General features: G+C 72.4%; 24 protein-coding genes. 19 read left to right on the forward strand and 5 right to left on the reverse strand.

Annotation, left to right across the window (positions count from 1 at the left end; genetic code table 11):
* The first annotated feature begins 87 nt into the window (after positions 1 to 87).
* The 11 genes from AB0883_RS15935 (at position 88) to AB0883_RS15985 (ending at position 10,911) form a co-directional block, all read left to right on the forward strand.
* Entirely contained in the window at positions 88 to 1,842 is a 1,755-nt protein-coding gene (locus tag AB0883_RS15935; RefSeq protein ID WP_366641912.1) for a replication initiator, read from the forward strand.
* Positions 1,839 to 2,021, forward strand: coding sequence for a helix-turn-helix domain-containing protein (locus AB0883_RS15940; protein ID WP_366641913.1), 183 nt, complete (start codon positions 1,839 to 1,841; stop codon positions 2,019 to 2,021). Before AB0883_RS15935 ends, AB0883_RS15940 begins: the two co-directional genes overlap by 4 nt.
* Positions 2,021 to 3,226: a tyrosine-type recombinase/integrase gene (locus AB0883_RS15945; protein ID WP_366641915.1), complete on the forward strand. Its 1,206-nt coding sequence runs from the start codon at positions 2,021 to 2,023 to the stop codon at positions 3,224 to 3,226. Before AB0883_RS15940 ends, AB0883_RS15945 begins: the two co-directional genes overlap by 1 nt.
* A 115-nt stretch (positions 3,227 to 3,341) precedes the next feature.
* Positions 3,342 to 4,151 carry a hypothetical protein gene (locus tag AB0883_RS15950; protein WP_366641916.1) on the forward strand — a complete coding sequence of 270 codons (810 nt, stop codon included), beginning with the start codon at positions 3,342 to 3,344 and terminating at the stop codon, positions 4,149 to 4,151.
* A 259-nt stretch (positions 4,152 to 4,410) separates the two neighbouring features.
* The gene (locus AB0883_RS15955) at positions 4,411 to 4,923 is read left to right on the forward strand and encodes an NUDIX domain-containing protein (protein WP_366641918.1); all 513 of its coding nucleotides are present in this window, start codon (positions 4,411 to 4,413) and stop codon (positions 4,921 to 4,923) included.
* 152 nt (positions 4,924 to 5,075) lie between these two features.
* Positions 5,076 to 5,966: a sulfotransferase domain-containing protein gene (locus tag AB0883_RS15960; protein ID WP_366641919.1), complete on the forward strand. Its 891-nt coding sequence runs from the start codon at positions 5,076 to 5,078 to the stop codon at positions 5,964 to 5,966.
* A 184-nt stretch (positions 5,967 to 6,150) separates the two neighbouring features.
* Positions 6,151 to 6,819 carry a phosphotransferase gene (locus AB0883_RS15965; protein WP_366642234.1) on the forward strand — a complete coding sequence of 223 codons (669 nt, stop codon included), beginning with the start codon at positions 6,151 to 6,153 and terminating at the stop codon, positions 6,817 to 6,819.
* A 47-nt stretch (positions 6,820 to 6,866) separates the two neighbouring features.
* Entirely contained in the window at positions 6,867 to 7,328 is a 462-nt protein-coding gene (locus AB0883_RS15970; RefSeq protein ID WP_366641920.1) for a hypothetical protein, read from the forward strand.
* 150 nt (positions 7,329 to 7,478) lie between these two features.
* Positions 7,479 to 7,841, forward strand: a complete 363-nt coding sequence (locus AB0883_RS15975; protein ID WP_366641921.1) for an SCP2 sterol-binding domain-containing protein — start codon at positions 7,479 to 7,481, stop codon at positions 7,839 to 7,841.
* Positions 7,842 to 7,854: 13 nt separating this feature from the next.
* A complete protein-coding gene (locus tag AB0883_RS15980; protein ID WP_366642235.1) occupies positions 7,855 to 9,933 on the forward strand; it encodes a glycogen debranching N-terminal domain-containing protein in 2,079 nt (692 codons plus the stop codon).
* Positions 9,934 to 10,044: 111 nt separating this feature from the next.
* Positions 10,045 to 10,911, forward strand: coding sequence for an AraC family transcriptional regulator (locus AB0883_RS15985; protein ID WP_366641922.1), 867 nt, complete (start codon positions 10,045 to 10,047; stop codon positions 10,909 to 10,911).
* On the opposite strand, the gene AB0883_RS15990 is transcribed toward AB0883_RS15985, so the two are convergent.
* Both AB0883_RS15990 and AB0883_RS15995 read right to left on the reverse strand, forming a co-directional pair.
* Entirely contained in the window at positions 10,901 to 11,701 is an 801-nt protein-coding gene (locus tag AB0883_RS15990) for a nucleotidyltransferase domain-containing protein (protein WP_366641923.1), read from the reverse strand. The two genes, AB0883_RS15985 and AB0883_RS15990, sit on opposite strands and share 11 nt — an antisense overlap.
* Positions 11,694 to 12,191: an NUDIX domain-containing protein gene (locus tag AB0883_RS15995; RefSeq protein WP_366641924.1), complete on the reverse strand. Its 498-nt coding sequence runs from the start codon at positions 12,189 to 12,191 to the stop codon at positions 11,694 to 11,696. Before AB0883_RS15995 ends, AB0883_RS15990 begins: the two co-directional genes overlap by 8 nt.
* Before the next feature lie 324 nt (positions 12,192 to 12,515).
* Between AB0883_RS15995 and AB0883_RS16000 the strand changes: the two genes are divergently transcribed.
* From AB0883_RS16000 to npdG, 4 genes are all read left to right on the forward strand, one after another.
* Positions 12,516 to 12,719, forward strand: coding sequence for a hypothetical protein (locus AB0883_RS16000; RefSeq protein WP_121400897.1), 204 nt, complete (start codon positions 12,516 to 12,518; stop codon positions 12,717 to 12,719).
* A 76-nt stretch (positions 12,720 to 12,795) separates the two neighbouring features.
* Positions 12,796 to 13,707: a histone gene (locus tag AB0883_RS16005; RefSeq protein WP_366641925.1), complete on the forward strand. Its 912-nt coding sequence runs from the start codon at positions 12,796 to 12,798 to the stop codon at positions 13,705 to 13,707.
* A 65-nt stretch (positions 13,708 to 13,772) separates the two neighbouring features.
* A complete protein-coding gene (locus tag AB0883_RS16010; RefSeq protein WP_366641926.1) occupies positions 13,773 to 15,206 on the forward strand; it encodes an RNB domain-containing ribonuclease in 1,434 nt (477 codons plus the stop codon).
* A gap of 256 nt (positions 15,207 to 15,462) precedes the next feature.
* On the forward strand, positions 15,463 to 16,161 hold the full coding sequence (gene npdG / locus AB0883_RS16015) for an NADPH-dependent F420 reductase (protein ID WP_366641927.1): 699 nt from the start codon (positions 15,463 to 15,465) through the stop codon (positions 16,159 to 16,161).
* A 61-nt stretch (positions 16,162 to 16,222) separates the two neighbouring features.
* Here npdG and AB0883_RS16020 read toward each other — a convergent pair whose 3' ends face one another.
* From AB0883_RS16020 to AB0883_RS16030, 3 genes are all read right to left on the reverse strand, one after another.
* Positions 16,223 to 16,762, reverse strand: a complete 540-nt coding sequence (locus AB0883_RS16020; protein WP_366641928.1) for a hypothetical protein — start codon at positions 16,760 to 16,762, stop codon at positions 16,223 to 16,225.
* A gap of 119 nt (positions 16,763 to 16,881) precedes the next feature.
* Positions 16,882 to 17,727 (reverse strand): 3-methyl-2-oxobutanoate hydroxymethyltransferase, encoded by an 846-nt coding sequence (gene panB, locus AB0883_RS16025; protein WP_366641929.1) that lies wholly within the window; start codon positions 17,725 to 17,727, stop codon positions 16,882 to 16,884.
* Between the two features lie 131 nt (positions 17,728 to 17,858).
* Complete coding sequence (locus AB0883_RS16030) at positions 17,859 to 19,619, reverse strand: NAD+ synthase (protein WP_366641930.1); 1,761 nt, start codon at positions 19,617 to 19,619, stop codon at positions 17,859 to 17,861.
* A gap of 189 nt (positions 19,620 to 19,808) precedes the next feature.
* Between AB0883_RS16030 and glnA the strand changes: the two genes are divergently transcribed.
* From glnA to AB0883_RS16050, 4 genes are all read left to right on the forward strand, one after another.
* Positions 19,809 to 21,158 carry a type I glutamate--ammonia ligase gene (gene glnA / locus AB0883_RS16035; RefSeq protein ID WP_366642237.1) on the forward strand — a complete coding sequence of 450 codons (1,350 nt, stop codon included), beginning with the start codon at positions 19,809 to 19,811 and terminating at the stop codon, positions 21,156 to 21,158.
* Between the two features lie 108 nt (positions 21,159 to 21,266).
* Complete coding sequence (locus AB0883_RS16040) at positions 21,267 to 21,692, forward strand: DUF350 domain-containing protein (RefSeq protein WP_366641931.1); 426 nt, start codon at positions 21,267 to 21,269, stop codon at positions 21,690 to 21,692.
* A 35-nt stretch (positions 21,693 to 21,727) separates the two neighbouring features.
* Entirely contained in the window at positions 21,728 to 22,423 is a 696-nt protein-coding gene (locus tag AB0883_RS16045; protein WP_366641932.1) for a WYL domain-containing protein, read from the forward strand.
* A gap of 69 nt (positions 22,424 to 22,492) precedes the next feature.
* Positions 22,493 to 25,822, forward strand: a complete 3,330-nt coding sequence (locus AB0883_RS16050) for an AAA family ATPase (RefSeq protein WP_366641934.1) — start codon at positions 22,493 to 22,495, stop codon at positions 25,820 to 25,822.
* The last annotated feature ends 62 nt before the right edge of the window (positions 25,823 to 25,884 follow it).

The following is a 25,884-nucleotide window of genomic DNA, read 5'->3' on the forward strand; positions in this document are numbered from 1 at the left end:
TCCGGTCGTCGTCCCCGCCCCGGCAGCGGTCCTGCCTCCGCGTGGCGTCGTCCAGTCCAACCGGCCGCACGTCGTCGGGATCATTCGATGACTGCGCCGACCCTGCCCGGCCTCGCGCAGGCCGCCCCGACTCCGGTTACTCCTCGGCCGGGGTCGCGGGCGGCCCGCATGGCGCTCCCTCGCTCGGTCGACGTGCTGAAGGAGATTGCGGCCGAGTACGGCGTCTGCGTCCGGCCGCTCGCCATGCGGCGTACGGATCTCGACACCGGCCGTACCGAGGTCATCGACCTGCCCTGCGGCGCGACGCGGGAGGACAAGTGCGCTCCGTGTGCCAAGAAGAACCGGCGGCTGCGGCAGGCCCAGATCCGGGAGGGATGGCACCGGGACGACGAGCCGCTACCGCCCCCGGAACCCGCGACCGAGGAACAGAAGGCACTGATCCTGTTGCGCGGGCACCTGGAGTTCTCCCGCGACGAGGCGTCCCGTGCGTGCCAGTGGGACCAGGTCGCCGACCTCGACGAGGCGATCACGGAGGTGGAAGAGGCGATCACCGCCGAAGGTCTGCGGGGCCGGGTCGCGCCGCCACACTCGACCGGCGACGAGGACCAGGGCGACGAGGACAACGGCCGGCGCCGGAAGCGGTCGACCAAGCGGCGCCAGGATGCCCCGGACCTGCCTCGGCGCAAGGTAGAGCGGCGCACGGTTGGCAAGACGTACACCGCCCCGGACGGGTCGACCTACCGACCGTCGATGTGGCTGACGCTGACGCTCGACTCGTACGGGCCGGTCCGTCCCGACGGCACCCCGGTCAACCCCGACCGGTACGACTACCGGCAGGCCGCCTGGGATGCGGTCCACTTCCCCCGGCTGCTCGACCGGTTCTGGCAGAACCTGCGGCGGTGTGAGGGCTGGAACGTCCAGTACGCGGGCTGCGTCGAGCCTCAGCGCCGTCTCGCCCCACACGCTCACTTCGCCATCCGGGGGACCATCCCCCGGGACATCCTGCGCACCGTCGCGGCGGCGACGTACCACCAGGTGTGGTGGCCCTCGGTCGAGGTACAGCAGTACACCGCCGACCGGCCGCCGGTATGGGACGAGGACGCCTCGGCGTGGGTCGACCCGGACACCCGCCAGCCGTTGACCACCTGGGCCGAAGCGCTCGATGCGATCGACGAGGACCCGGACGCGGAACCGGTGCACGTCGTCCGCTTCGGCGCCCAGGTCGACGCGCGCGGCGTCATGCCCGGCACCGAGGACGCGGAACGCACCATCAGGTACGTCACGAAGTACATCACCAAGCACACCGGCGACTGCCACAAGATCACGAGCGTTCGGCAGCGTGCCCACCTCGACCGGCTGTGGCAGGAACTGCGCGTCACCCCGTGCACCGATCGCTGCGCGAACTGGCTGCTCTACGGCGTCCAGCCGAAGAAGGCACACGCCAAGCTCAGGCCGGGCCGCTGCAAGGGCAAGGTGCACCAGCGGGACACCCTCGGCATCGGCGGTCGGCGCATCCTCATCTCCCGCGACTGGTCGGGCAAGACGCTGACCGACCACAAGCACGACGTACGGGCCTGGGTGCGAGCGCTGCTCGGCGTCACCGTCGGCCTGGATGGCGTCGACGACCAGGGCGCCACCGTCGAACCGGTCCGGCACGCCTGGGAACTCGCCCGGCCCGACGATCCCGACGTACCGGCCATGGCGCACCGCCTCCTGCGGTCAATCAGCGAACGCGCCCGCTGGCGCTCCGAACTGCTCGCCGCGAAGGACCGGGCCGCACAGCCGCCATCGAACACAGCACCGGATGGAACGACGCAAGACATCGGGGAGGGGCAGCAATGAAGCCGGCCGACGAGCTGTGGACGATCCGAGACGTGTCGGCGTACCTGCGGGTGCCCGCTGAGACGCTGTACCGCTGGCGCAAGGTCAAGTACGGTCCGCCGGCCGCCCGGGTCGGTCGACACCTGCGGTACGAGCCGGATTCGGTCCGGGCGTGGGTACGTGAGCAGGCGGCAGCCTGATGGGGCACGTAGAAGATCGCTGGTACAAGGTGATCCGGCACCCTGGCGGTCGGAAGGAGCGCATCAAGTCGGATCTGTTCGGCAAGGGGATGCGCTACCGGGTGCGGTACATCGGTCCGGACGGTCGGGAACGCAGCCAGTCCTTCCCGGACCGTGCCAAGCGCGACGCTGACGCCTTCCTCGTCTCCACGGAGACGGACAAGCTCCGGGGTTCTTACGTCGACCCGTCCGCCGGCCGGATCACCTTCGCCGAGTACGCAGAGAGCTGGTTGCGTACGCGCTCCTTCGACGAGTCAACCCGGGAAAGCACGGAGTTCCGGGTACGGAAGCACCTGCTGCCGTTCTTCGGCTCTCGGCAACTGGCCTCGATCAAGCCGGGGCACATCCGGGAGTGGGACGCAGGGATGGTCGGCAAGCTGGCCCCAGCGACCCGGGCCGTCGTCTTCGCGCACCTGCGGACCATCCTCGGCGCGGCTGTCGACGACGAGCGCATCGCCAAGAACCCGTGTTCTGCCGCCTCGGTCAAGCCGCCCCGGCCGGTACAACGTCGCGTCGTTCCGTGGCGGGCCGACGAGGTTTCGGCAATCCGCGGTGGCCTCGCTGAGCGGTACCGTCCGATGGTCGATCTGGGCGCCGGCTGTGGGCTGCGGCAAGGGGAGATCTTCGGGCTCGGCGTCGATGACGTCGACTTCGCGTCGGGCTGGGTTCACGTCGTTCGGCAAGTGAAGGTGGTCCGCTCCCGGCTGGTCTTCGGCCTGCCCAAGAACGATCGGGACCGTCGAGTCCCGCTGCCCGACTCGGTGGCACAGTCGCTCAAAGAGCACGCCGACAAGTGCCCTCCGCTGTCGATCACTCTGCCGTGGGAAGACCCGTTCAGCGACGAGCGGGTGACGGTGCCACTGATCTTCACCACCACCCGGCGGGGTGCGATCAAGCGGGCCACCTTCGACGGTAAGAGCTGGCGTCCTGCGGTCGAAGCTGCCGGCATCGTCCCGACCCGGGCGACCGGGATGCACGCGCTGCGCCATTTCTACGCCTCGGCGCTGCTCGACGCGGGGGAGAGCATCAAGGCCCTTGCCTCGTACCTGGGGCACTCCGACCCCGGCTTCACGCTGCGGGTCTACACCCACCTGATGCCGGCCAGCGAGGAACGCACCCGCCGGGCAATCGATGATCTCTTCCAAGAAGCCCCACCCGCAGCCTGATCCACGACCTGGCCGAGTGTCAGCCGTAGAACGTGGACTCGATGGGATACACATCGTGAAGCAGCGGCGCCAGCTCAGACCAGCCGGGCGCCACAGTCAGGGGAGGGGTTGGCAAGTGGGCGAGCGCGGAGAGTCCGTTCGTTACGCGTACTGGTCTGATCGACGAGTCCGCTCTATCGCCGATGACGACGGAATCAACATCGACCCGCGTTGGAAGACCAAGATCTCCCTCTTCAAGATCCCGCTGTTGCAGACCGGCGTTGACCTTGAGCGAGAGGTCCGCACTCTCCAACGCAAAGAGATAGTAAAGCGCATCGAGCGGGCCATCGGGGATCTTGCCGTCGAGGACTTCGTGACGCCGCCGCCGACTCGTTACGCACGAGGTATCGGACGGGTCGAGTTCTCGCACTTCGTTTGCGAAGAGCAGGGTCGAGTGGTCTTGGGCATGCGCACGATCGCGTCAGACGGCACTCGCGTAGCCGTCTGCCTCTTTGGCAGTCAAGACAGCGTCGCCGGGTTCATGGGGCCCCGTGACCCCGTGGCAAGTGGCTGGAGTTCTTCCGCGATGTGGTCGGTCACGAGATGGTTGGCAGAGAACTGCGCGGCGAGCGGCCTACGGCACGATGACCCGCAGTCGATCTCGGTGGAGGCAATGAAGATCGCCTTCGACCAGGGCTTTACTCGGGAGTCGCGCGAAGCCGTCGATCAGCCGTGGCAGCGGGGATACACGTTTGGCGATGCGGCCGACGCCGAGTGGTTCGCGGAAATCTACAGCGATGTGGTTCTTGACAAGGACCGATGGGGCCTGGATGAGCCCGTAGATCGGATCCTCGTTGGTGCGCCGTTGTGGGTGCGGACTCCACGGGCAGCGGCGCGGAGGTACCGCGACTTCCGGCGGGACATGAACGTCAAGCGCTACCAGTAGCACGCCCTCTGGCCCACCCGCTGGACTTCGCGCCTGCGACACCGGACGGCCTGGCGACGGCCTACAGCGGCCTTCGTCAGGCTCCGCCCCTGGTCAGTGGGGGTACGAGGATCTTAATCCGGCGTACAGGTCGACTCGTCCGTCGCCCACCAGCTCAGAGCCCCGATCAAGGCTCTGAGCTGGTTCTATGTTCGGGTGTCGATGGTCATCCCCTTTTGGTGCTGACGAGCTTGTCCTATCCCGGTGCTCTACTCCCGTCATGCACGTTGTCGTCACGGGCGCACTCGTTGAGAACGGCGCGGTCCTGCTGGTGCACCGCAGGCCGACCAAACGGGTGTACCCAGATGTCTGGGATCTGCCCGGGGGACAGGTCGAAGCGGGTGAGTCGGAACTACGGGCCCTCGCGCGTGAGATGCACGAGGAGCTCGGTGTCCACATCGCGGCGGAGTCCGCTTCACGGTTGGGCGTCTTGCATGCCGGCAGTGGTGGGGACGCCGTTCACGTGGGCGTCTGGCAGATTGGAGACTGGGTTGGCTCTCCGACCAACCGTGCGCCTGACGAGCATGACGACATCGCATGGGTCGGGATCAGCGAGCTGGGCGGCCTTCCCCTCGTGCACGGTGTCCTGGCGGCGATGGTCCATTCCGTGCCTGAGTTCGAGTGCGCCCGCAGGCACCCAGAGGTCACCGACCGTAACCAGGGCGACCGGGGAGCCAGGGCTGACTGTCATGCATGTGCCGGGACGGATTCGTCAGGCAACAGGTGGGACTAGGCAACCAAGAGAGAACTCGTGTCCCACCTGATGCCCGACATGATCTTCAAGCGGGGTCGCGGCAGCCTTCCGGGTTCGAGACCGGGGCGCGCAGTGCGGCGGATCCGGAAATGAGGAAGCGGACAGGTGCGTCCAGCTCTAGGCTCGCTCGGATGGCGACCCCGGTACGTTACCGATCCCCGGAGGAGGACAGCGGCAGGTGGCTCGCGTTCCCGTTCCGGCGCGGCGACATCGTCATCAGCACCCGATCGAAGAGCGGCACCACCTGGATGCAGATGATCTGCGCGCTGCTGATCTTCCAGACCGCCGACCTGCCGGCGCCGTTGGTGCAGTTGTCCCCCTGGCTCGACTGGCTGACCGCTCCGCAGCGGCAGGTCTACGACCACCTCGCCGCCCAGGAGCACCGGCGCTTCATCAAGACGCACACGCCGCTGGACGGGGTGCCGATCGAGCCGCACGTGTCGTACATCGTGGTGGCCCGGCATCCGTTGGACATGGCGGTGTCCCTGTACCACCAGGGCGAGAACATCGACCGGGAGCGACTGAGTCAGATCACCGGCGAACCGCAGTCCGGCGACGCACCGCCGGCACGGCCTCCCCTGCGTTCCTGGTTGGTGCGGTGGACCGAGCGTGACAGCGATCCGCAGGAGGTGTTGGACTCGCTGCCCGGTGTGCTCTGGCATCTGACTGATGCCTGGCGACGCCGGGAGGAGCCGAACGTGCTGCTGGTGCACTACGACGATCTCCTGGCCGACCTGGACGGACAGATGCGGCGGATCGCCGCCTGGCTGGGTGTCGAGGTGCCAGCCGAGCGGTGGGCGACTCTGGTGGAGGCCGCCACGTTCGCCGCGATGCGCGAGCGGTCCCAGGCCCTGGTGCCCGACGCCGTGGGGGTGCTGAAAGACCATCAGGCCTTCTTCCGAAGGGGCCGCTCGGGTGCGGGACGAGCGCTGTTGAGCGCCGAGGAGCTCAGCCGTTACCACCGGCGCGCGGCCGAGATGGCCCCACCGGACCTGTTGGCCTGGCTGCACCGGGAACGTTAGCCCGGAGGGCTGGCCGGTGCGGGGTGCGCCCGGCGCGGCAGCCGGAAGCCGCGACCTCGACGGCGGTCGGCGCTCGGCTTCCGGGCCGCCTCCGCGATCCGCGAAGCAGAACCGTCGCGACGGGACAGCAGGCAGAAGCGTCACGTCGTAACGTCGGTTGATGCGTGACACGAGGCCGGCCGGGATGGCTGACCGCTGCGATCCTCCGACCCCTCTGGCGTCGGGCCGAGACGCCGACATCTTCGTCATCGACGACCGACGCGTCCTTCGCCGCTACCGGGAAGGTGGAGACGTGGCGGCCGAGGCCGCGGTCATGGCCCACGTGGCGAGTCACGGTTTCCCTGTGCCCAGGGTGTACCAGGCGCGGGGCGCCGATCTCGTCATGGAACGACTGGACGGGCCCACCATGCTGTCGGCATTCCTCGCCGGTGAGCTCGACGCCACGGAGGCGGCCACCTGCCTGGCGGATCTGCACCATCGGCTCCACGCGTTGCCGCCCCGGCTCGGCGAAGGCGAGGACGACCGGATCCTGCACCTGGACCTGCACCCGGAGAACGTCATGCTGACGCCACGGGGGCCGGTCGTCATCGACTGGCGCAACGCCACCGAGGGACCGGCGGACCTCGACGTCGCGCTCTCCGCGGTCATCATCGCCCAGGTGGCCGTCGAGGAGGCGCATCCGCTGGCGTCGTCGGCCGCAACGCTGCTGGCCGCCTTCGTCGGCTGCGTCGGCGGCCGTGTGCTGACCACGCTGGACCAGGCCGTGGCGATGCGGCGCAACGACCCGGCGCTCACCAGCGGCGAACGGGAGCGACTCGACGACGTCGCCGCCCTCATCACCGGTCTGCACTGAAGCCGGCGGCGAGAGGCGCTGCCCGTCCGGGCGCATGGGATCCGGCGATGACCGATGAGCCGTTGGCGCCCGGCCTACTGCCTGCCGGTCGGGCGCCGATGCGGCGGCCGCCCAGCATCGTCATCAGCATGGTGCTGCTCGCGCTCTGGTGGGCGTACACCATCGTCGTGGCCGTCGGGCTGCCCGGCGCGGTCGGCGGCGCGGGAAACTGGCTCGCCCTGGCCTGTTGCACGGCGGCGGCCGCAGCCGTGCTGCGGGGGCTCTGGCACGGCGGCCCGACGGCGTGGCGGGTGGTGCACGGGTTCGCCGCGCCGGTCGCCGTCGCGTTCCTGGTCGGGGCCGGCATCATGCTGCTCTTCGGGCCGCGCCCCGGGGCGCTGGTCACGCCCCCGGTCGACCCGGCCTTCGTCGCGGCGACGACGGGCGGGCTGCTGGCGGTGCTGGCGCTGCTGGTCAGCGGGCTCCTGGTCCGCACCGCGCCGGCCCACGCCTGGTGCGGCCGCCGCTGAGCCTCCCGTCCGGCGGAGGCTCCCGTGCCGGCGGGCGTCCGCCGGCGGCGTGACCGCGTGCAGCAGGCCGGCCGGGGCGCCGTGGGAGCGTTAGTGCTCCCGTACGACGGGTAGTCGGCGAGCGCTCCAGACAAGTGGCGGGGAGGTCGTATGACGGCGACCAGTGCCTTCTTCGAGCAGTTGGCGGATGTCGGTCATGATCCACGCTTTTGCAAGGTCCGTGGCACCATCCGGTTCGACATCCGGGAGGGGGACCGGGTGGAGCGGTGGCTGCTGGACATCGATCATGGACGTCTGCGGGTGACGCGGAGCGACGCCCCGGCGGAAGCGGTCATCACGGTCACCGCCGACGTCGCGGAGGCGATGACGCGGGGTGAGATGAACGGCCTGGCCGGGATCACCCGGGGCGAGATCATGATCGACGGGAACCTCGCGTTGGCGATGCGGGTCGGGCGGCTGTTCCCGATGCCCCCCGCCTCACGGCAGCAGGCCGCCTCCGGTCGCGGGGAGTGACCCGGTGAAGGACATCCCGGGCACCGTGTCGTGCATCGACGGCAGCACCTTCATCGTCTCGGATTCCAGCGGTGACGTGGAGTCGTCACCCGCGACCCCGGTCGGCCTGTTCGCCGCCGATTCGCGTTTCCTGTCCCGATGGGTGCTCACCGTCAACGGCGAGCGGCTGACCGCGCTGTCGGTGGACGACAGCCAGTACTACGAGGCGGCGTTCTTCGTGGTGCCGGGTGGGCAGACCGACTACGTGGAGGCCGACGTGTCGGCGATCCGGCGGCGGCGGATCGGCCCGGACCTGACCGAGTCGCTGACGCTGTTCAACTACGGCGAGAAGGAGATGGACCTCGACGTACGACTGGAGGTGGCGGCCGACTTCGCCGACATCTTCGACATCAAGTTCGACGTCCGCCAGAAGGCCGGCAGCCACTACCTCCACGTCGGCCCGGACGAATTGCGTCTGGGCTACCGGCGCGGCACGTTCCAGCGCGAGGTGTCCGTCTCGGCCAGTGAGCCCGCCGACTTCGACGAGGGCGGTCTCCGCTTCACGCTCCGGCTGCCGCCCGGCGCCCGCTGGTCGACGGAGCTGCGGGTGGTCATGCGGGCGCTGCGTCCGGACGGTGTCGACCTCCGTGCCACGGTGCGGGCGCTGCGCCCGGACCACGCCACCCTGCCGACGAGCGTGCGGGAGTGGCTCGCGGAGGCCCCGAAGCTGGACACCGACAGCAGCTCACTGCAACAGGTGTACCACCGCAGCCTGGTGGACCTGGCGGCGCTGCGCTTCGCCCCGCTCTCGCTCGGCGGCGCGACCGTACCGGCGGCGGGGCTGCCCTGGTTCATGACCCTGTTCGGCCGGGACAGCCTGCTGACCTGCCTGCAGACCCTGCCCTTCACCCCGTCGCTGACCCCGCCGACGCTGCGGATCCTCGCCTCCTTGCAGGGGGCCCGGACCGACAACGTCCTGGAAGAGGACCCCGGCCGGATCCTGCACGAACTGCGCTACGGCGAGTCGGCCGCGTTCGAGGAGCAGCCCCACTCGCCGTACTACGGCACCGTCGACGCCTCGCCGCTGTTCGTGGTGCTGCTCGACGAGTACGAACGGTGGAGCGGCGACACGGCGCTGGTGATGGAACTGGAGCAGGAGGCCCGGGCGGCCCTGGCGTGGATCGACCAGTACGCCGACCTGACGTCCACGGGCTACCTCTGGTACGAGAGACGCAACCGGCTCACCGGCCTGGAGAACCAGTGCTGGAAGGACTCCTGGGACAGCATCTCCTACGCCGACGGCAGGCTGCCGGGCTTCCCCAGGGCCACCTGCGAGGCCCAGGGCTACGCCTACGACGCCAAGATGCGGGCGGCGCGACTGGCCCGTACGTTCTGGGACGACCCGGCCTACGCGGACCGGCTGGAGATGGAGGCGGCGGCGCTGTACGACCGCTTCAACCGGGACTTCTGGCTCGACGACCGGGGTTACTACGCGCTCGCCCTCGACGGCGACGGCACTCCCGTCGACAGCCTCTCCTCCAACATCGGGCACCTGCTGTGGAGCGGCATCGTGCCGCCGGAGCGGGCGGCGCGGGTCGCCGAGCACCTGATGGGGCCGGCGCTCTTCTCCGGCTGGGGAGTGCGGACCCTCGCCGAGGGGCAGGGCCGCTACAACCCGCTCGGATACCACCGCGGCACCGTCTGGCCCTTCGACAACTCGTTCATCGCCTGGGGTCTGCGCCGCTACGGATTCGCCGACGAGGCGGGACGCATCGCCGAGGGTGTCATCGACGCCGCCACCTACTTCCAGGGCCGGCTGCCCGAAGCCTTCGGCGGATTCGACCGCCACACCACGCGGTACCCGGTCCGGTACCCCACCGCCGGCAGCCCGCAGGCGTGGTCCAGCGGGGCGTCCCTGCTGCTCATCCGGATCATGCTCGGCATCGAACCGCACGAGGACCACCTCGCCGTGAACCCAGCGCTGCCGCCCGGCTTCGACCGGCTCGCACTGCTGGACATTCCGGGCCGCTGGGGCAGGGTGGACGCGTTCGCGCGGCACCGCTTCGACCAGCCACGCACCAACGGCGGCGGGCCCGATCCGGGCCTTTCCTGAGCCGCAACGACCCGCGCCGCCACCTGGGCCGACCGATCCGGACACAGCATGTCGGGTGCGCCAACCTCCCGCGCGCCTAGCGTTGCTGTTCGGAACGGGAAGGAGGACCGGGTGCTGGAGCGGCTCAACCAGGCCATGGAGCACATCGAGCGGCACCTCGACCAACAGATCGAGGTGGCCGAGCTGGCGCGGATCGCGGTGACGTCGGAGCACCACTTCCGTCGGATCTTCTCCGCGCTGGCGGGCGTCGGCCTGTCCGAGTACATCCGGCGGCGGCGGCTCACGGTCGCGGGCGCGGAGGTGCTCGCGGGGGAGCGGACGCTGCTCGACGTCGCGGTCCGCTACGGCTACGGCTCCACCGAGGCGTTCGCCCGGGCGTTCCACGCCGTGCACGGCGTGGGCCCCGGCGAGGCCCGGCGTACGGGGGCGGCGTTGCAGTCCCAGCCCCGGATGTCCTTCCGACTCGTCGTCGAAGGGAGCAGCAGCATGCGATATCGGATCGTGCACAAGGACGGGTTCCAGCTGGTGGGCCGCAAGGCCCGGGTGCCGCTGGTGCACGAGGGGATGAACCCGGCGATCGTCGCCTTCGTCAAGGGCATCCCGCCGGAGACGGTTCGCCGGATCGAGGCCCTGTCCGACCAGGAGCCGCAGGGCGTCGTCAACGTCAGCGCCGACGTGGCCGACAGCCGCGCGGAGGGCACCGAGCTGGACTACTGGTACGGCGTGGTGACGGGCGCGGACGCGCCGGAGGACCTGGACGCGCTGGCCGTGCCGGCGGGCGCCTGGGCGGTCTTCGAGACCTCGGGGGCGTTCCCGCAGGCGGTGCAGTACCTGTGGCGGGACGTGTTCACCCAGTGGTTCCCGTCCAACCCGTACCGCAGCCGGCCGGGACCGGAGATCTCGCGTACCCGGCTGTCGGCGGACGGCACGCAGGCGGACGCCGAACTCTGGATCCCGGTGGAGCCCGTCACCGGCTGATCTCGTCCAGCACGCCGCGTTGGAAGGCGCGGGCCTCGGGACCGCCCGGTGGCGGCCCGCCGGCCCGCGCCGCGATCGACCGTTCGATCAGGTCGGCGGTCGGGTTGACGGTCGCGTCGGCCGGCCGGCCGTCGGCGAGCAGCCGGCGGCCGGCGTCGACCTTCGACAGCCAGACGCCGTGGCGGACCCTGACCAGGGAGCGGCAGGCGCCGAGCACCGCGTCCTCGGCCCCCGGGGCGGGACCGTCGCCGGGCGGGGTCGGCAGGGCCAGCCACCAGCGCAGCGCGTCGGTCAGCAGGCGGCGCAGGTCGGCGGGGGAGAGGTCGGCGAAGGCCTCGGCGGCCGGCGGCCCGAGCAGGGCGTACCCGCACTGGTGCAGGATGCTGCGGTCCAGGCCGTACCAGAACAGGCCGTCCTCGGCGGGCCGGTCGGCGGCGGCCCACGTCGCCCGGAACGGCATCCGCGCCCCCGTGTTCAGCTCGACCTCGAACCCCGGTTCCGGCGTGCCGGAGCGGGCGACCTCCCGGCGGTACACGACCAGCTCCAGCCCGCGTGCGGGGCACGGCAGCGCCTCGTGCCGCAGCCGCGCCACCAGCTCCTGCCTGCGCCCGAGGTCGAGGGCGTCGGCGCAGACCAGCGCCACGTCGACGTCGCTGCGCCCCGGCTGGTACGCGCCCAGCCCGACCGAGCCGGCCGCGTACGCCCCGACGAGGTCGTCACCGAGGACGTCGCGGGCGGCGGCGACCAGGTCGGCGAGGTAGCGGCGCAGGGGCGGGTCGAGGTCAGTCATCGGACTCGGCCCAGGCCGTCCCGGCGGGCAGGAACCACGCGCCCGCCCCGGTGTCGAGGGCGTGCGCGACGGTCAACCGGGCGTGCCGGTCCAGCGCGGGCAGCCGGTCCGGCGGGAACCACCGCACGGCCACCGACTCGTCGTCGTTGACCCGGGCGGTGCCGGCGACCAGCCGGCAGTGGAAGCCGAGGTTGAAGAACTCGCAGCGGTCGCCGTTGGGGTAGGTGTGCGGGTGCGACACGACGCTGCTGAGGCGGACCGGCTCGACCTCCAGGCCCGTCTCCTCCCGCACCTCGCGGACCACCGCCGTGGCCGGCTGCTCGCCCGGCTCGACGATGCCGCTGACCACCGACCAGCGCCCGTCGTCGGCGCGCCTGCCGAGCAGCAGTTCACCGGCGTCGTTGCGCACCACCGCGCTCACGCTCGGCAGCTGGAGCAGGTCGTGGCCGACGCGCTCGCGCAGCCGCAGGATGTGGTCCGGAACGCCCATCCGGCGACCCTAACCCGCCCTTCGCCCGGCGGATCGCCCCGCGTCACCCCAGGTGCGCGCCGAACAGCAGCCGGGACGGCAGCCCGGCCGAACGGTTCAGCCGGTGCCCAGCGGACGCGGGCGCGACCGCCGGCGGCTGCCGTGCGGCGGGTGGCCCGGCCCGGTCGCACCCGGGGCGGCCCGCCGGGGTGGGCACCGCGCACCCGAACGGCACTGTTTTCGCAGTTCCAGCCCCTGACAACGGGAGCACGTCTACTGTGGAGAACATCGGCGACTTGTGGTGTTCCGGTGGCGGCCGGGTGGTTCGCGGTGCACAGTGATCCCATGAGCGACAGCGGAAGCGGTGGGCACTTCTACTGGTGCACCCGGCACCACCGGGTCGAGACCGACGCCGACGTGTGCCCCGCCAGGCACGTTCTGGGGCCGTACGCCTCAGCCGCCGACGCGGAGAACGCCCTGCAGACGGTGCGGGAGCGCAACGACGCGTGGGAGGCCGAGGACGCCCGCTGGGCCGGGGAGGACAGATAGGCGGCGCGGGATGGCCCGCGCCGAGGTACTTCGTGCTCCGCGAGGGCGAGAGCACGTCCCCAGGAAGGGAACCGAGATGGCCGAAGCACAGCAGGCCACCACCCGCCCGGCCGCCAGACGTACGACCGCCAGGAAGACCGCCGCGGCGGAGCGGACCGCGGGTGGGACGCGGACCGCGCGCCCGTCCGCCACGACCACGGCGGCGAAGAAGGCACCGGCCAAGAAGGCGACGGGCGGTGCGGGACGGGCCCCGGCGAAGAAGACCACCGCCGCCAAGGCGCCCGCGAAGAAGGCCCCCGCGAAGAAGGCCCCCGCGAAGAAGGCGGCGACCGGGGTCGCCGCCGCGGCGAAGAAGACGACGGCCGCGGCGAAGAAGACGACCGCCACCGCCGCGAAGAAGGCTCCCGCCGCGGCGAAGCGGACGACGGTGGCGGCCAAGAGCACGGCGGCGAAGAAGACGACCTCGGCGAAGACACCCGCCCGGCAGGCGGCGACGAAGGCCGCCACCACGGCGAGGAAGGCGACCGCGCCGGCGAAGAAGGCCCCCGCCAGCGGAACCGCCCCCGCCCGCAAGGCGACCTCGGCGGCGAGGAAGACCACCACGGCGGCGGCGAAGAAGACCACGACGGCGGCGAAGGCCCCGGCGAAGAAGGCGACCGCCAAGAAGACGACGGGCGGTGCGGGACGGGCCCCGGCGAAGAAGGTGACCGCCAAGAAGACGGCGCCGGCCAGGAAGACGGCCGCGACCCGGCCCACCGGCGGCGCCCGCAAGGCCGCGGCGACGACGGCCCCCGCCAGGAAGGCCACCGCGACCTCCTCGGCCACCACCCGCAAGGCGGCGGCGAAGCAGGCCCCGGCGAAGAAGACGACCGTCGCCAAGGCACCGGCCAAGAAGGTCACCGCCCGCAAGGCGCCCGCCCCGACGACCGCTGCCCGGGCCACCGCTCCCCGTGGCGTACGGGCGAACGCGCGCAGGGCGACCGGCTGACCGCGACGCGGTGAACGGCGCTCGCCGGGAAGCGGATCATCCGCCACACTGTCAGGATTGACCCCGTGGTGATCCGACGCGTACTCGCACCCCGCATCGACTTCGGCGCGCTGCGCCGCGAACTGGGACTGCCCGAGGGGTTCCCGGCCGCGGCGCAGCGCGAGGCCGACGCCGCAGCGGCCGCGCCGCCCCGGCCCGCCGCCGACCGCACCGACATCCCGTTCGTCACCGTCGACCCCGCCACCTCGCGCGACCTCGACCAGGCGATGCACCTCGCCCGCCGCGCCGGCGGCGGCTACCGGGTGTCGTACGCGATCGCCGACGTCGCCGCGCACGTCCGCCCCGGCGGCGCGCTGGAGGAGGAGACCTGGCGGCGCGGGCAGACCGTCTACCTGCCCGACGGCACGGTGCCGTTGCATCCCGAGACCCTCAGCGAGGGCGCGGCCAGCCTCCTGCCGGACGTCGACCGGGCCGCCGTGGTGTGGACGATCGACCTGGACGCCGACGGCGACACCGTCGGGGTCACGCTGGAGCGCGCGCTGGTGCGCAGCCGGGCCAAGCTGGACTACGTCGGGGTCCAGGCGGCCGCCGACGCCGGCCGGCTACCCGACCCGATCGCCCTGCTGCCCGAGATCGGGGCCCTGCTCACCGCGCGCGGCCTGCGCCGGGGAGCGATCAACCTGCCGCTGCCCGAGCAGGACGTGGAGGCCGACGGCGACGGCTGGCGGCTGGTGCTGCGCGGGCCGGTGCCGATGGAGGAACACAACGCCCAGATCTCGCTGCTGACCGGGATGGCCGCCGCCGACGTCATGCTCGCCGGGGGCATCGGTCTGCTGCGTACGATGCCGGCGCCGAAGCCCGAGGCGGTGACGCGCCTGCGGGCCGCCGCCGCCCCGCTGGGCGTGCACTGGCCGGACGGGGCCGGCCCCGGCGAGGTGATCGCCGGCCTGGACCCGTCGCAGCCCCGGGCCGCCGCCTTCGTGGACCAGGCCGCCGAGCTGATGCGGGGCGCCGCGTACACGGCCTTCGACGGCGCGCCGCCCGAGCAGCGGGAGCACGGCGGGGTCGCGGCCGCGTACGCCCACGTCACCGCGCCGCTGCGGCGACTGGCCGACCGCTACGCCACGGAGGTCTGCCTGGCGCTGCACGAGGGCCGGGCGGTGCCCGACTGGGCCCGCGCGGCGCTGCCCCGGCTGCCCGAGGTGATGGCCACGACCGACCGGACCGCCTCGGCGGCCACCCGGGGCGCGATCGAGCTGGCGGAGGCGGTGCTGCTCCAGCACCGGGTGGGGGAGACCTTCGACGCGGCGGTGCTGGACGTCGACGCGGCCCCGGACGGCAAGGCCCGCCCGGGCCGCCGGCCCGGTGGCACCGTGGCGCTGGACGACCCGCCGGTGCGCGCCCGCTGCCTCGGCGAGCTGCCGCTCGGCGAGCGGGTGCGGGTCCGGCTGGTCACCGCCGACCCGGTCGCCCGCACGGTGGCCTTCGAACTGGCCTGACGCTCCCCGCCCCGCCCCGCCCCGCCGCGCTCCCGCCGCGCCGCGCTCCCGCCCCGCCGCGCCGCGCCGCGCTCCCGCCGCGCCGCGGTCCCGCCGCGCTACCGTCCCGCCGGCCGGTGCCGCCGCGCCGGGCCGGGGCGACGGCCGCAGCCCCGTCACCGCGCAGCTGGGGGACGCCGGGCGGCGGCGTGTGCAGCGGGGATTGTCACAGCGCCCACCGGTGCTGGTGGGCCGCACGGTTTGCGAGGATGGCGGCATGGCTTACGACGCGAGCACGCTGCCCGACGTGTCCGGGCTGACCGTCGGCATCATCGGCGGCACCGGCGACCAGGGGCGGGGACTCGCCTACCGGTTCGCCCGGGCCGGCCAGACCGTGCTGATCGGGTCCCGGTCCGCCGAGCGGGCCGCGCAGTCCGCCGAGGAGATCTCGGCCCTGCCCGGCGTGCCCGCCGAAGCCCGGGTGACCGGTGCCGGCAACGAGGAGGTGGCCCGGAACAGCGACGTGGTGATCATCGCGGTGCCGTGGGACGGGCACGCGGCCACCGTCGCCGCGCTCGCCGAGCCGCTCGCCGGCAAGATCGTCGTCGACTGCGTCAACCCGCTGGGCTTCGACAAGCAGGGCCCGTACGCGCTCACCGTCGCCGAGGGCAGCGCCGTGCAGCAGGCCGCCGCGCTGCTGCCCGACTCCCGGGTCTGCGCCGCGTTCAACCACGTCAGCGCGCCGCTGCTGGCCGACCCGGAGATCGCCCGGATCGACCTCGACGTGCTGATCTGCACCGAGGACCGCGAGCTGGTGGGCGTGGTCGCCGCGCTCGCCGCGCGGATCCCCGGCATGCGCGGCATCTACGCCGGCCGGCTGCGCAACGCCCACCAGATCGAGGCGTTCACCGCCAACCTGATCGCCATCAACAAGCGCTACAAGGCTCACGCGGGCATCCGCGTCACCGACCTCTGACGACGGGCCGCGTACGCCGGTTCAGATCCTGGTGGGAACAGGCCCCGGGAGGGGCCGTCTCCTACCAAGATCTGTTCGCGCGCCCGAGCGGGTGGCGGCGGTAACGCGGGTCCAGAGGGCCGACCGTGAGGGCGTTCTCGTCGAGGCCGTTGTAGACGACCAGATCGGTGTCGGCGAACGCGAAACCGAGTGCGAGGCTGCCGTTGGCCAGGTCGCCCGCTCCGCCCCACCACTCCAACAGCGCGACCTCGCGCAACCGGCGGCCCGGCAGGGCGGCCAGCCCGGGCAGCGGCTCGGCACGCCAGGCCAGCCGGAAGTCGTCGGAGGTGGGCCAGGCGACCGGGCATGCGGGGGAGACCGAGTTCCAGGTGATCGAGAGATCGTCGAACTTCTGGTGGTTGACCTCCACCTGCTCGCCGGCGAAGTCCAGCAGCACCGGACAGTCCGCGAACCACTCGTCCTCGTCCAGGTCCCAGACCAGCCAGACGCGGGTGAGCGTACGGCCGGCCAGCGCCGCGAGCCGGGCGCCGTGCGCCTTCTCGATGTCGGGCCGCGCGTGCCACCAGGTCGGCTGGTAGCCGGGGATGCCGAAGTCGAACACCGGACGATTGTCGGCCACGAGGCTGGCGGGTGGGAGGGTCCGTGGGCGCCGGTGCCGCGTACCGCCTCCCGCCCGGACGCCGGTCCCGCGGCGTCCGGGCGGAAGGCGGCCGGCCTGTGTCAGAAGGTGTGCTCGGCGGCGGGGAAGTCGCCGCCCCGGACCTCGTCGGCGAACCGCCGGGTCGCGTCGGTCAGGGCACCCGCCAGGTCGGCGTAGCGCTTCACGAAGCGCGGCGCCCTGCCGGTACGCAGACCGGCCATGTCCTGCCAGACGAGCACCTGGGCGTCGGTGTCCGCGCCGGCGCCGATGCCCACGGTCGGGATCGGCAGCTCCGCCGTGATCCGCTTGGCCACCTGCCCCGGCACCATCTCCAGCACCACGGCGAACGCGCCCGCCTCGGCCACCGCCCGGGCGTCGGCGATCACGTCGTCGGCCGCGTCGCCGCGGCCCTGCACCCGGTAGCCGCCGATGGCGTGCTCGCTCTGCGGGGTGAAGCCGATGTGCGCCATCACCGGGATGCCGGCGCCGGTGATCGCGGCGATCTGCGCCGCGCAGCGCCGGCCGCCCTCCAGCTTCACCGCGTGGCAGCCACCCTCCTTCATGAACCGCACGGCGGTGCGCAGCGCCTGCGTCGGGCCCTCCTCGTAGGAGCCGAACGGCAGGTCGCCGACGACCAGCGCGTGCCGGGTCGCCCGGACCACCGCGCGGACCAGCGGGAGCAGTTCCTCGGCGGTCACCGGCACCGTCGTCTCGTAGCCGAAGACGTTGTTCGCGGCCGAGTCGCCGACCAGCAGCACCGGGATGCCGGCCTGGTCGAAGATCGAGGCGGTGTACTGGTCGTACGAGGTGAGCATCGGCCACCGCTCGCCGCGCTCCTTGGCGGCGACCAGGTCGCGGGTGCGGACCCGCCGGGTGGCCGGGCCGCCGTAGAGGGCGGTCACCTCGGACGGGGTGGACTCCACCATGACTCTCTCCTTCCTCGAGGCCGCGTGCGCGGTCCCCGGGTTCCGCCGCGATCGTCGCACCCGACGACCGGCCCGCGGCAGAGCGCAGTGGAGGATGTCACTCCCGGGCCGCCGGCCGGGGAGCGACCGGCTCAGCCGTCCTCGCGCCACCGGTTCGTGATCGGCAACCGCCGGTCCCGCCCGAAGGCCTTCATCGAGATCTTCGCGCCCGGCGCGGACTGGCGGCGCTTGTACTCGGCGGTATCCACCATCCGCAGCACCCGGTCGACGACGGCCGGGTCGTGGCCGGACTCGACCAGCCCGTCGCGGCCCAGGTCGCCGTCGACGTAGCCGATCAGGATCGGGTCCAGCACGTCGTAGTCGGGCAGCGTGTCGCTGTCGAGCTGGCCCGGGCTCAGCTCGGCGCTCGGCGGCTTGCCGATGGAGTTCTCCGGGATGGGCGGGGTCTCGCCCCGGCGGGCGGCGTCGGCGTTGCGCCACTTCGCCAGCCGCCAGACCAGCGTCTTCCAGACGTCCTTGACGGGGTTGAAGCCGCCGACCGAGTCGCCGTAGAGGGTGGAGTAGCCGACCGCCAGCTCGCTCTTGTTGCCGGTGGTCAGCACCAGGTGCCCCTCCTGGTTCGACAGCGCCATCAGGATCACCCCGCGTACCCGCGCCTGGAGGTTCTCCACGGAGACCCCGGAGAGCGACATGTTCGCCAGGAAGGTGTCCACCATCGGCTGGATCGGCTCGACCCGGTAGTCCAGCCCGGTCCGCTTCGCCAGCTCGGCCGCGTCCTCCCGGCTGTGCTCGGAGGAGTGCTGGCTGGGCAGCGACACGCCGACCACCCGGTCGGGCCCGAGCGCGTCGACGGCCAGCGCGGCCACGACCGCCGAGTCGATGCCGCCGGAGAGACCCAGCACCACCGACGGGAACCGGTTCTTGTTGACGTAGTCGCGCAGGCCCAGCACGAGCGCCTGCCACACCTCGGCCTCGTCGGCCACCGGGGCGATCGTCCCGCCGGTGACGGCCGGCCCGGCGGGCGTCGGCGGGATGTCCCCGCCCTCGGCCCGCACCACGCGCAGCCCGTCCGCCAGCACCTGCTCCGGTCCGGCCGGCCCGTCGGCGGCGGGCAGCTCCACGTCGTGCACCAGCAGGTGCTCGACGAACTGCGGGGCCCGCGCGAGCAGCGCGCCGTCGGCGCCCACGATCATCGAGTCGCCCTCGAAGACCAGCTCGTCCTGCCCGCCGACCATGTTGACGTACGCGATCATCGCCCCTGCCTCGGCGGCCCGGCGCTGGACCAGCGGCAGCCGGACGTCGTCCTTGTTCAGCTCGTACGGCGAGCCGTTGACGCAGAGGACCAGGCCGACCCCGGCCTGACGGGCGGCGGCGAACGGACCGCCGGCCTGCCACAGGTCCTCGCAGATGGTCAGCGCCACGTCCACCCCGCCGACACGGACGACGGTCAGCGCGTCGCCGGAGACGAAGTAGCGGTCCTCGTCGAAGACGCCGTAGTTGGGCAGGTGGTGCTTGAAGTAGGTGGCGACGATCCGGCCGTGGTGCAGCAGGGCCGCCGCGTTGCGGGCGCCGCGACCGGGCTCCGCGTCGCCGCTCACCTGCGGCGGGCCGTCGGCGTCCAGGTAGCCGACCAGCACCGGCAGCGCGCCCAACCCGTCGACGTCGAGATCGGCGGCGAGGCGTTCCAGCGCGGCCTTCGACGCGGCGACGAAGGACCGGCGGAAGACCAGGTCCTCGACCGGATAGCCGGTCAGCATCATCTCCGGGAACGCGACGATCTGGGCGCCGGTGTCGGCGGCCCGGCGGGTCCAGTCACGGACCAGGCCGGAGTTGCCGGCGAGGTCGCCGACGGTCGGGTTGACCTGGCACAGGGCGAGACGCAGGGTGGGCATGTCCTCATCTTGCCCCAGCCGTGCGGGCCCGACACGCGGGGCGGGGCGAGATCACGGGAGCCACGGGACAGGGCGGGACGCCCGCCGGCCGGTCGCGTAACGTCGGCGTAACGAGGCCGGTGGAGACTGGTCGGTCAGGCCGGGTCGACCCCCCGGCCGCAGGTGCGCAAGGTGTCGCGAGGGGTGGAAGTGGACCGTCAGCAGGAGTTCGTCCTCCGTACGCTGGAAGAGCGGGACATCCGGTTCGTCCGGCTGTGGTTCACCGACGTGCTGGGCACGCTCAAGAGCGTGTCGGTGGCCCCCGCCGAACTGGAGGCGGCCTTCGAGGAGGGCATCGGGTTCGACGGCTCGGCGATCGAGGGCTTCGCCCGGGTCTTCGAGTCCGACATGGTGGCCATGCCCGACCCGACGACCTTCCAGGTCTTCCCGTTCGAGGGCGGGGTCAGCGGCGAGAGCGCCCGGATGTTCTGCGACATCCTGCTCCCCGACGGTGGTCCGTCCTGGGCCGACCCGCGGCACGTGCTGCGCCGGGCGCTGTCGAAGGCCGCCGAGAAGGGCTTCACCTTCTACACCCACCCCGAGATCGAGTTCTTCCTGCTGGAGAACGGCCCGCTCGACGGCTCGGTGCCGGTCCCGGTCGACACCGGCGGCTACTTCGAGCACACCACGCACGCCGTGGCCCGCGACTTCCGCCGGCAGGCCGTGCTGGCGCTGGAGCGCATCGGCATCTCCGTGGAGTTCAGCCACCACGAGGTGGCCCCCGGCCAGCAGGAGATCGACCTGCGCTACGCCGACGCGCTCACCACGGCCGACAACATCATGACCTTCCGGCACGTGGTCAAGGAGGTGGCGCTCTCCACCGGCGTGCAGGCCACCTTCATGCCCAAGCCGTTCACCGACCAGCCGGGCAGCGGCATGCACACCCACCTGTCGCTGTTCGAGGGGGAGCGCAACGCGTTCCACGACGCCGGCGACCCGATGAAGCTGTCCAAGGTGGCCCGGGCGTTCATCGCCGGGCTGCTGGTGCACGCGCGGGAGTACACGGCCGTCACCAACCAGTGGGTCAACTCCTACAAGCGGCTGTTCCCGCAGGCGTTGCCGGACCGGGTCACCGAGAGTCCCGCGTACGTCTGCTGGGGTCACCTGAACCGGTCCGCGCTGGTCCGGGTCCCCGCCTACGGCAAGCCGAACTCGGCCCGGGTGGAGGTCCGCTCGCCGGACTCGGCGGCCAACCCCTACCTCGCCTTCGCGGTGCTGCTCGGCGCCGGGATGAAGGGCATCGAGGAGGGCTACGAGCTGCCGCCGGGCGCCGAGGACGACGTGTGGTCGCTGACCAGCGCCGAGCGGCGGGCGATGGGCTACGAGCCGCTGCCGGAGAACCTGTCCGAGGCGATCGACGTGATGGCCGGCTCCGAACTGGTCGCCGAGGTGCTCGGCGAGCACGTCTTCGACTTCTTCCTGCGCAACAAGCGGGCCGAGTGGGAGCAGTACCGCCGCGAGGTCACCCCCTACGAGCGGCAGCGCTACCTGTCGCTGTAGGGCCGTCCCGCCGGCGCCGGAGCGGGCTCCCGCCGCTGGCGCGGTGCCGCTATCGTCTCGGTCACCGCGCCGGCATCCCCGCCGGGCGCAGAGTTCGGGAGGCAGTCGGTGCTGGAAGACCTGCTCAGCGGAGCCTGGCAGAGCGTGGTGTTCGGGGTCGTCGGGGTGGCCCTGATGGCGGCCGGGTTCGGGCTGGTCGACATGCTCACCCCGGGCAGGTTGCGGGAGCTGATCTGGGTACGGCGCAACGGCAACGCCGCGCTGCTGCTCGCCGCCAACCAGCTCGGCATCGCCGGGATCGTGTTCACCGCGATCCTGACCAGCTACAGCGACTTCGCCAAGGGGCTCGCCTCGACTCTCGTCTTCGGCCTGGTCGGGCTGGTCATCATGGCGCTGGCGTTCTTCGTGCTGGACCTGCTCACCCCCGGCAAGCTCGGCGAGATCATCTGCGCGGACGAGCCGCACCCGGCGGCGCGGGTCAGCGCCGCCACGCACTTCGGCGCCGCGCTGATCGTCTGCGCCTGCATCGCCTGAGCCGCTCCGTCACACCCCCGTCGTAGGTTGCGGGGGTGAACCGGACGGACCGTCTCTACGCCCTGGTCGAGGAGCTGCGCGCCGTGTCGCCACGGCCGCGCAGCGCCCGCTGGCTCGCCGACCGCTTCGAGGTGAGCACCCGCACCATCGAGCGGGACATCGGCGCCCTCCAGGAGTCGGGCGTGCCGATCTGGGCTGAGCCGGGCCGCACCGGCGGCTACGCGCTCGACCGGGCACGCACCCTGCCGCCGGTCAACCTCACCCCCGTCGAGGCGGTCGCCATGGCCGTGGCCCTGCACCGGATGCGCGGCACCCCGTTCGCCGCCGCGGCCGGCACCGCCCTGCGCAAGCTGATCTCCGTGATGCCCGCCGCCGACGCCACCGAGGCGCACCGGCTCGCCGCCCGGGTGCACCTGATCGGCGACGGGCCGGTGACGCCCGTCCCGGCCGCCGTCGCCGACGCGGTGCGCGCGCGGCGCGTGCTGCGCATCCGCTACGCCGACCGCGCGGGCGCCGGCTCGCTGCGTGACGTGGAGCCGCTGGGTTACCTCGGCAACCCCCGGCACTGGTACCTGCTGGGCTGGTGCCGGCTGCGCGACGGCATCCGGGCCTTCCGCGTCGACCGGATCACCTCGGTCACCGCCCTGGCCGAGCGGGTGCCGGAGCGCGAGCTGGCCGCCGACGACCTCGACATCCCCACGGAGCGGGTCCGCCGCCTCAGCCTGGTCTGACACGGGACAGCGCGGCCCTCCCGTGCACGGCATGCTGTCTCTTCCGTATGTTCCGCAGGAGGTCACCACGTGCCCGACGCGCTCAGCTACGCCGACGCCGTACGCCTGTTGGGCGGGGAGAAGAGCAAGCTCGTCGACTGGTTCGACAAGCTGACCGGCTGGTCGCTGCTCGGCGCCTCCGCAGCCGGCGCGTCGGACGCGTTGGGCATCTTCGACGCGAAGGCGGAGTTCGTCCGGCTCGGCCACGAACTGGTGCGCGGCGTGTCCGAGAAGCGCTCCGGGCTGTCCCGGTACGGCCGCACGCAGCGCCTGGAGGCGGCGCACGCCGTCGTCGCGGTGACCGCCTTCTTCGAGGTGCTGAGCGAGATCGACCTGCCCTTCGACGTGGCGAGCGCCCGGATCAGCAAGGCCGAGCAACTGTCGTTGGCCGGCTCAGGAGCGGTGCACGAGGCGGACCTCACCGACGCGTTCTTTGCCACCGCGGCGCCGCTGCCCGGTCCGCAACTGCCCTATCCCGCGTTCCGTCATGCCCTGGTCGCCTACTACGACGGGCTCGTCGGCCGGCTGCTGCACCTCCTGCGCGGCCTGGCCGTGTGGGAGGCCGCCGACGGGTGGCGGCGACAGGCGACGGAGGAGGGGCTGCTCGGGCTGCCCCGCGCTGCCGTCGACCGGCACCGCGATCTGCTGACCCAGCTCGCGGTGGACTTCGTCGAGGTGTCGTTCTGGGTCGGTCTGTACGAGCACGAGGCGACCCGGACGCAGGTCCGTGCCCTCTCGGTGGGGCTGGACGAGATGCGGCGGACCCTTCTCGCCCTCTCCACGGGACGCCCGCCCGACGACCGCCGGGCGGCGCTCGCCGCGGCGTACGCGGGCGAGTTGGGACGGCCCATCATCTCGTCCGGGGACGTGCCGACCGGGCTCACGGTGCCGACGCTCGGCCAGGCGTACGTGCCGCCGCTGTGTCGGATCGAGGAGTTGCCCGCCCACGCGCGACCGGGTGACGAGGCATGGTGGGACGGGCGGAGGCTGCGTGACGACCTGTGGCAGTCCCTGGTCGTGCACCTCACCTCGCCCAACGCCACCCGCGCCCCGCTGCTGGTGCTCGGCCAGCCGGGCTCCGGCAAGTCGGTGCTGACCCGGGTCCTCGCCGCGCAGCTGCCGGCCGCCGACTTCATGGTGGTGCGGGTGGTGCTGCGGGACGTCTACGCCGCCGGGGAGCTCCAGGACCAGATCGAGCAGGCGGTCCGCAACGACACCGGCGAGCGGGTGGACTGGCCCGGCCTGTCCAGGTCGGCCGGTGACGCGCTGCCGGTCGTGCTGCTCGACGGCTTCGACGAGTTGCTCCAGGCCACCGGGGTCAACCAGACCGACTACCTGCGCCGGGTGGCGGCCTTCCAGCGGCGCGAGGCCGACCAGGGGCGGCCGGTGGCGGTGCTGGTGACCAGCCGCACCAGTGTCGCGGACCGGGCGCAGCCGCCGCCCGGCACGGTGGCGGTCCGGCTGGAGCCGTTCGACGGCGAGCGCGTACGGGCCTGGACTGCCACCTGGAACCGGGTCAACGACGGGGCGTTCCGCGCGCTCGGCGTGCAGCCGCTGGAGCCGGCGACGGTGCTGGCCCACCGTGAGCTGGCCGAACAGCCGCTGTTGCTGCTGATGCTGGCGCTCTACGACGCCGAGGGCAACGACCTGCGATCGGCCGGCGAGCTGCGCCGGGGCGAGCTCTACGAGCGCCTGCTGCGCGGCTTCGCCCGCCGGGAGGTCTTGAAGCACCGGCCGGGCCTGTCCGAGTGGGACCTGGACCGGGCGACGGAGGACGAGCTGCGCAGGTTGTCGATCGTGGCGTTCGGCATGTTCAACCGGGGCGTCCAGTGGGTCACCGAGAACGACTTCGAGTCGGATCTCGCCGCGCTGCCGTTCCTGGGCGGCCGTCCGGCCACTGTCGCGACCGACGGACACCTGCGTACCCCGCTGCGACCTGCCGAGATCGTCCTGGGCCGCTTCTTCTTCGTGCACCGCTCACAGGCGATGCGAGACGAGATCCGGGCCAGTACCTACGAGTTCCTGCACGCCACCTTCGGCGAGTTCCTGATCGCCCGGACGACCGCGCTGGTGCTGGACGACCTGGCGGCCCGGGAGGCGAGCGCCCTGCTGGGAGCCACGCCGACGGACGACGACCCGCTGCACGCCCTGCTCTCCTTCGCGACGCTGACCGGACGCACCCCGATCGTCACCTTCCTCGTCGAGATCCTGACGTCGTGGGGAGAAGGCCGGCGGGACGCCTTGGTCGACATGCTGCTGCGCCTGTTCCGGGCGGCGCCTGGTCGGCGACCGGCCCGGCGCTTCGAGTCGTATGAGCCCCGGCAGTTGTCGGTTCCGGCACGCCACGCGGTGTACGGCGTGAACATGCTCGTGCTGGCGCTCGCCGCGCGGGGTCGACTGCGGGGCACCGAGCTGCGTCCGGACGGCGGCGACGTGGTCCCCGAGTGGCACCGGCAGGCGCTCTTCTGGCGTTCCCAGCTCAGCCCGGGGGAGTACGACAGCCTGCTGGGCGTCGTGCGGGTCGAGCGGATGTGGACGGGAACCCGACGGGATCTCCTCCTCTCCATCGGGGAGGGCCGGGACGAGTCGCTGCCGGCGGCGGGCGACCCCCGCTGGTTCGCCGGCGAATCGAGCGATGACAGCCCCTCGGAGGAGGACGCGGCGAGTTACCACCGGGCGACCGGGGCCGACTTCGCCCTGTTTGCCCGGTCCGCGCACTTCGAGTGCGACCCGAATGTCGACACGGCGCTGCACGCGCTGGGACCGCTGGGCCATCCGCTCGACGCGCTCGACGGCTTCTGGACGTTCGCGGACGGCGACCGGTCGGAAGCCCGGCTCCTGCTCGACGTGTCGCTGGTGCCGATCTTCGGCCCGAGGGGACCGGAGCGGGAGCGGGCCTACCGACGCCTGCTGGCCGTGGAGGATCCGGACGACCCACACGGACTGCCGATTCCGGGGCTCGTGCTGGACCGGATCTCGACCGACCACGAGCTGTCCGCCGAATTCGTCGTCGACGTGCTGCGCCACATCCAACGGGACCGGATGGTCGTGGGCTCGCTCCTGACGTCGGCCGCCCGCTGCGTCCTTGCCTTCCTCGGCCGCGACCGGCAGACCGACCTCGACCTCGGTGCGGTGGTCGACGACCTGCTGGCCGGCGCGCAGGGATTCGCCGCCGCCGGCGCTCGTCGGCTCGACTGGGTGGACATCGACACCGCGGAGTTGCTGGTCCGCACGCACGAGGCGGGCGTACTGCGGTATCCGGTGTCCCCGGCCGAAGCGGAGAGCTTCCGCGCCCGGCACGGCTCCCGTCGCCCCGATCTGGTGGCTCGGCTGCGGCCGCTCACCGATCCGGGCGAGTAGCGGGCCCGGCCGGAAACACCGACAGGACGGTGTCGCGGACGGGGCGGAGGCTGACTCCTGAC

Origin of the sequence: Micromonospora sp. NPDC047812 (genome assembly GCF_040704175.1) — a bacterium.
Classification (GTDB): Bacteria; Actinomycetota; Actinomycetes; order Mycobacteriales; family Micromonosporaceae; genus Micromonospora.

Bases quoted from the DNA above. Each gene is read 5' to 3' on its own strand.
- AB0883_RS15990 (WP_366641923.1), bottom strand. From the start codon at position 11,701: ATGACTGACCTCGACCCGCCCCTGCGCCGCTACCTCGCCGACCTGGTC.
- panB (WP_366641929.1), bottom strand. From the start codon at position 17,727: ATGGTGGAGTCCACCCCGTCCGAGGTGACCGCCCTCTACGGCGGCCCG.
- AB0883_RS16000 (WP_121400897.1), top strand. From the start codon at position 12,516: ATGAGCGACAGCGGAAGCGGTGGGCACTTCTACTGGTGCACCCGGCAC.
- AB0883_RS16030 (WP_366641930.1), bottom strand. From the start codon at position 19,619: ATGCCCACCCTGCGTCTCGCCCTGTGCCAGGTCAACCCGACCGTCGGC.
- AB0883_RS15995 (WP_366641924.1), bottom strand. From the start codon at position 12,191: ATGGGCGTTCCGGACCACATCCTGCGGCTGCGCGAGCGCGTCGGCCAC.
- AB0883_RS16005 (WP_366641925.1), top strand. From the start codon at position 12,796: ATGGCCGAAGCACAGCAGGCCACCACCCGCCCGGCCGCCAGACGTACG.
- AB0883_RS15965 (WP_366642234.1), top strand. From the start codon at position 6,151: ATGGCTGACCGCTGCGATCCTCCGACCCCTCTGGCGTCGGGCCGAGAC.
- AB0883_RS15970 (WP_366641920.1), top strand. From the start codon at position 6,867: ATGACCGATGAGCCGTTGGCGCCCGGCCTACTGCCTGCCGGTCGGGCG.
- AB0883_RS15975 (WP_366641921.1), top strand. From the start codon at position 7,479: ATGACGGCGACCAGTGCCTTCTTCGAGCAGTTGGCGGATGTCGGTCAT.
- npdG (WP_366641927.1), top strand. From the start codon at position 15,463: ATGGCTTACGACGCGAGCACGCTGCCCGACGTGTCCGGGCTGACCGTC.
- AB0883_RS15955 (WP_366641918.1), top strand. From the start codon at position 4,411: ATGCACGTTGTCGTCACGGGCGCACTCGTTGAGAACGGCGCGGTCCTG.
- AB0883_RS15960 (WP_366641919.1), top strand. From the start codon at position 5,076: ATGGCGACCCCGGTACGTTACCGATCCCCGGAGGAGGACAGCGGCAGG.
- AB0883_RS15940 (WP_366641913.1), top strand. From the start codon at position 1,839: ATGAAGCCGGCCGACGAGCTGTGGACGATCCGAGACGTGTCGGCGTAC.
- AB0883_RS15935 (WP_366641912.1), top strand. From the start codon at position 88: ATGACTGCGCCGACCCTGCCCGGCCTCGCGCAGGCCGCCCCGACTCCG.
- AB0883_RS15945 (WP_366641915.1), top strand. From the start codon at position 2,021: ATGGGGCACGTAGAAGATCGCTGGTACAAGGTGATCCGGCACCCTGGC.